Origin of the sequence: Mesorhizobium sp. M7A.F.Ca.US.014.04.1.1, from assembly GCF_003998745.1 — a bacterium.
Taxonomy (GTDB): domain Bacteria; phylum Pseudomonadota; class Alphaproteobacteria; order Rhizobiales; family Rhizobiaceae; genus Mesorhizobium; species Mesorhizobium ciceri.
This window is the reverse complement of the sequence record NZ_RZRW01000423.1, coordinates 1-5,058: the sequence shown is the minus strand read 5'-3', so window position 1 is coordinate 5,058 and position 5,058 is coordinate 1. Positions and strand designations below refer to the sequence as shown.

6 protein-coding genes are annotated in these 5,058 nt (G+C 63.7%); 2 read left to right on the top strand and 4 right to left on the bottom strand.

The genetic code is table 11. The features are described 5' to 3' along the window. The first annotated feature begins 24 nt into the window (after positions 1 to 24). Positions 25 to 1,929, top strand: a complete 1,905-nt coding sequence (gene cobT / locus EOA22_RS23965; protein ID WP_181172684.1) for a cobaltochelatase subunit CobT — start codon at positions 25 to 27, stop codon at positions 1,927 to 1,929. Then, on the top strand, positions 1,926 to 2,954 hold the full coding sequence (locus EOA22_RS23960) for an esterase-like activity of phytase family protein (RefSeq protein WP_063169107.1): 1,029 nt from the start codon (positions 1,926 to 1,928) through the stop codon (positions 2,952 to 2,954). The genes cobT and EOA22_RS23960 overlap by 4 nt, the downstream gene beginning before the upstream one ends. 11 nt (positions 2,955 to 2,965) lie before the next feature. Here the strand turns inward: EOA22_RS23960 and EOA22_RS23955 are convergent, their stop codons facing one another. From EOA22_RS23955 to EOA22_RS38180, 4 genes are all read right to left on the bottom strand, one after another. Next, a complete protein-coding gene (locus EOA22_RS23955) occupies positions 2,966 to 3,637 on the bottom strand; it encodes a hypothetical protein (protein ID WP_063169106.1) in 672 nt (223 codons plus the stop codon). A 59-nt stretch (positions 3,638 to 3,696) separates the two neighbouring features. Next, entirely contained in the window at positions 3,697 to 4,377 is a 681-nt protein-coding gene (locus EOA22_RS23950) for a queuosine precursor transporter (RefSeq protein WP_024503743.1), read from the bottom strand. A gap of 184 nt (positions 4,378 to 4,561) precedes the next feature. Then, positions 4,562 to 4,858: a 50S ribosomal protein L28 gene (gene rpmB / locus EOA22_RS23945; RefSeq protein WP_013529373.1), complete on the bottom strand. Its 297-nt coding sequence runs from the start codon at positions 4,856 to 4,858 to the stop codon at positions 4,562 to 4,564. 4 nt (positions 4,859 to 4,862) lie between these two features. Next, a partial coding sequence (locus EOA22_RS38180; protein WP_206521327.1) for a hypothetical protein occupies positions 4,863 to 5,058 on the bottom strand: 196 nt, incomplete at its 5' end.

Below are 5,058 nucleotides of genomic sequence, written 5' to 3'. Positions count from 1 at the left end.
CGGACAGCGGTACAATAGAGATAGATGATGGCGGGTCCGGGCGACAACACGCGCAACAAGTCGAAGACGGGCTCTGAAGCCGACAGCTTCAAGCGTGCCGTCACCGTCTGCATGCGCGCCATTGCCGGCGACAAGGAACTGGAAGTCGGTTTCGCCAAGGACCGGCCGGCGCTCGCCGGCAGCCGCGCGCGCTTGCCGGAGCTGCCCAAGAAGGCATCGAAGACCGATATCGCGATCACCCGCGGCCTCGGCGATTCCATGGCGCTGAAGCGCGCCTGCCATGATGTGCGCATCCACACCAAGCTGGCGCCGGAAGGCAAGGCGGCCCGCGCCATCTATGACGCGGTCGAGCAGGCCCGCGTCGAGGCGATAGGCTCACGCGCCATGCAGGGCGTCGCCGACAATATCGGCTCGATGCTGGAGGACAAATACGCCAAGGCCAACCTCGTCGACATCAAGGACAAGGCCGACGCGCCGATCGAGGAAGCTCTTGCCCTGATGGTGCGCGAGAAGCTGACCGGCCGTCCGATCCCGAAAAGCGGCGAGCGGCTGGTCGAACTTTGGCGCCCCTGGGTCGAGGAGAAGGCCAAGGCCGACCTCGACGGATTGTCGGCCAAGCTCGGCGACCAGCAGGCGTTCGCCCGGGTCGTGCGCGAGATGCTGGCCTCCATGGAAATGGCCGAGGAACTCGGCGACGACCAGGAGACGGAAGATTCCGAGGACAATGATGACAACCAGCCGCAAGGCGAGGAGCAGAGCGAGGAGGGCGGCGAAGAGGATTCCGGCTCCGAGCAGTCGCAGTCCGAGGATGCCGAAGCTTCCGCCGATGACGAACAGTCGGCCGAGACGGAAGCCTCCGACGCCACCGCCGACGATCTGTCCGACGATGACGACGCCGATGCCGAAACACCCGGCGAAGCGCGCCGCAACGACAATCCCTTCACCAATCTGCCGAAAGAGATCGACTACAAGGTCTTCACCACCGCTTTCGACGAGACGGTCGGCGCCGAGGAGTTGTGCGAAGAAGAAGAGCTCGACCGGCTGCGCGCCTTCCTCGACAAGCAGCTCGCCAACCTGTCCGGCGTCGTCGGGCGGCTGGCCAACCGCCTGCAGCGCCGGCTGATGGCGCAGCAGAACCGCTCCTGGGACTTCGACCTGGAAGAGGGCTATCTCGACCCGGCACGGCTGGTGCGGGTCGTCATCGATCCGATGCAGCCGCTGTCGTTCAAGCAGGAGCGCGACACCAAGTTCCGCGACACGGTGGTGACGCTGGTGCTCGACAATTCCGGCTCGATGCGCGGCCGGCCGATCACGGTCGCCGCCACCTGCGCCGACATATTGGCGCGCACGCTGGAGCGCTGCGGCGTCTCGGTCGAGATCCTCGGCTTCACCACGCGGGCGTGGAAGGGCGGGCAGGCGCGCGAGAAATGGCTGAAGGACGGCAAGCCGCCGAATCCTGGCCGGCTCAACGATCTGCGCCACATCATCTACAAATCGGCCGACCATCCGTGGCGGCGGGCACGGCGCAATCTCGGCCTGATGATGCGCGAAGGCCTGCTCAAGGAAAATATCGACGGCGAGGCGCTGCTGTGGGCGCATAACCGGCTGATCGCCCGGCCCGAGCAGCGCAAGATCCTGATGATGATCTCGGACGGCGCGCCGGTCGACGATTCGACGCTGTCGGTCAATCCGGGCAATTATCTCGAACGCCATCTGCGCGCCGTCATCGAGCTGATCGAGACGCGTTCGCCTGTGGAACTCTTGGCCATCGGCATCGGCCACGATGTCACGCGCTACTACCGCCGCGCCGTCACCATCGTCGATGCCGAGGAGCTGGCTGGCGCCATGACCGAGCAGCTGGCTTCGCTGTTTGCCGAGGAAAGCGCGAAGGATACGCGGCGCGGCGGTGGTATGCGGCGCGCCGGATGATCTCCAGGCGCGGCGGCTTTCAGCAGACGCTTTTCGCCGCCATCGCCCTGCTTTCCGGTGTGGCTTCGGCGGCAGCCGGTTCGCCCGACTCTGGTTCTGTCGAACCGGTCGAAATCTCGGCCCGCCCGATCACCGAATTTCACATTGGCCGTGCCGACAAGCAATTCGGCCCTTTCGAATTCGTCGGCGGGCTGGAGATGACCTCGCCGACACGCGATTTCGGCGCGCTGTCGGCCTTCCGCTTCCTGAAGGCCGGCGGTGACTTCATCGGCGTTGCCGACACCGGCTTCTGGTTCTTCGGCACGGTGGTCCGCGACGCGGAAAAGCGGCCCTCCGGCATCCAGAATTTCCGCATGCAGCAGATGGTCGACGAGACCGGTCGGCCGATCGACAGGAAATGGGAGGTCGATGCGGAAGGCCTCGCGGTCAAGGACGGCATTGCCACCGTCGGCTTCGAGCGCAGCCACCGCGTCGCCCAGTTCAAGATCGACGCCAACGACATGAAGGCGCCGTTCAAGCCGCTGGATTTCGTCGTTCCGGCCCAGGAGCTGCGCCAGAATCGCGGCTTCGAGACCGTCACCCACGCCAATGCCAACGGTCAGCATGAGGGCGGCCTGGTCGTGGTCTCCGAAAAGAGCCTCGACAAGGCCGGCAACATCTATGCCGCCATCATCGAGGGGCCGCACAAGGGCGTCTTTACTGTCAAGCGCAACGGCGATTTCGACATCACCGACGGCGCCTTCCTGCCGGATGGCGATCTGCTGCTTCTGGAGCGCAGTTTCTCGATGGCGAGGGGCGTCAAGATGCGGCTGCGGCGCATCTATGGCGAAAGCGTCGAGAAGGGCGCGGTCGCCGACGGGCCGGTGCTGCTGGAGGCCGACATGGGCTACCAGATCGACAATATGGAAGGGCTCGACGTCTGGACCCGCGACGACGGCGCGCTGATGGTGTCGCTGATCTCCGACGACAACCACTCGATCCTGCAGCGCAACCTCTATCTGGAATTCATCCTGCACCAGGATTGAGCCCGCCGGCTTTACGTCTTGGTGGCGATCCAGATGATATGGCGCGCGCCGCGCTTGCCGTTGGCGCGCGTACTGACCTCTTCGACCCCGAAGCCTGCCTGCTTCAGCCGCCGCGTGAAGCCGATGTCGGGGCCTTGCGACCACACCGCCAGCACGCCGCCCGACTTGAGGGCGCTGCGTGCGGCTGCGAGGCCCTGCAGGCTGTAGAGCGCGTCGTTGGATTTGTGGACGATGCCTTCCGGGCCGTTGTCGACATCGAGCAGGATGGCGTCCCAGGCCGCGGGCTGCCAGCGTATCAGCTGCCCGACATCGGTCTCCTGAATGGTGACGCGCGGATCGTCGAGACAGCCGCCAAAGATTTCGGCCATCGGACCGCGCGCCCAGGCGACAACGGCCGGCACCAGTTCAGCGATGACGATTCCGGCATCATTGGCCAATTCTGTAAGCGCGGCGCGCAAGGTAAAACCCATGCCAAGCCCACCGATCAGGATTGTTGGATGGCTATGGCCGGCAATCCGCCCGCAGGACAGTTTTGCCAGCGCTTCCTCGGAACCGCTGAGGCGGCTGTTCATGAGCTCGTTGGTGCCCAGCATGATCGAGAATTCGGTGCCGCGCCGCTTGAGGCGAAGTTCTTGTCCGCCGTCTGGGGTCTTCGCTGAATCGAGCTGGATCCACGGGATCATGATCTTTGTCCGACCAGGATCTTTTCCGAAAACGGGGTCCCACTTTTCGGGATCATGGTTTAAGCCGCAACCGCGGGCTGGCTCCAGCGGGCAGCGAGCAACCGGTAGGGTATGAGTGCGACGACGGCGATGATCAGTTTCACCGAGAGATCACCAAGCGCCCAGGAGATCCAGCGCATCGCCTCGACATGGAAGACGCCCATCAAGGGTGCGTTTTCCAACGCAAAGCCGTCGTTTGGTCCGGCGAAGGCAAAGGCAGCCGAGAAAGCGACGGTGAAGAACACGGCGGTGTCGAACACCGACCCGACCAGCGTGCCGATGATCGGCGCCCGCCACCAGCTCTGCCGGCGCAGCCGGTTGAACACGGTGACATCGAGCAGTTGCGCGGAAAGGAACGCCGCTCCGGACGCGGCCGCGATACGCACCAGCCGGTCGGCGGCGGTCTCGAATTCGATCAGGCCGTGACGGAACAGGAAGGGCGGGACAAGGATCGAGCAGATCACCGCCGTCATGAAGCCGACAAGGACGATCCGGCGCGCCACAGTGGGTCCGTAGCGGCGGTTGGCGAGGTCGGTGACCAGGAACGAGAAGGGATAGGTGAAGGCCCCCCAAGTCAGAAGGTCGGCCAGCGAGAGGCCCCCGATCTGGCCCTGCATCGGGAATTGCACGAGAATGTTCGATGCCACGACGACAAGCGCCATGGCGGCCACGAAGGGCAAATACCGCGAGAAGGAAGTCATTTTTTTATCCTGGGTAATGGAACCAGCCAAGCATCATGCCCATGCGGGCGATGCTCGCCTTCGTATGTGGGCACCGGATTGCCAAAACCTTGCGGCTTCGATCCGATGCCCCAAGGCCAACAAGATGTTGGCCAGAGGCCAACAAGATGTTGGCCAGGGCGGTCGTCCCCCGCCTTTGAACTGTTTAAGCGGCAGCCTGCTCGGCGGTCTTCTTGGCGATCTGCTTCTTCAGCAGACGGGCGCGCTGCGACAATTCCTTGACGTCGGCCTTGGCCAGGAAGGCGTCGAGACCGCCGCGATGTTCGACCGAACGCAGTGCGTTGGCCGAAATGCGCAGGCGCACATTCTGGTTCAGCGCTTCCGAAATCAGCGTCACATTGACGAGGTTCGGCAGGAAGCGACGCTTGGTCTTGTTGTTGGCGTGGCTCACATTGTTGCCGGACATGACTGCCTTGGCAGTGAGTTCGCAGGTGCGGGACATTGTTCTAACCTTCAGTTCTCGGGGTCTGCCAAACACTCAAGCCCACGCCGGGTGGCGCGCGGTTCTGGTCAGGCGGCCTTATGGAAAAAGTTGGCGTTCCATAGTTGCATTTCGCCGAGGCGTCAAGCTCCTGCATTGCCCACTGCGCGCCCGGCATTTTCATATTAAGGCCGGAATTCATCCTATAAGCGGTCTCATAG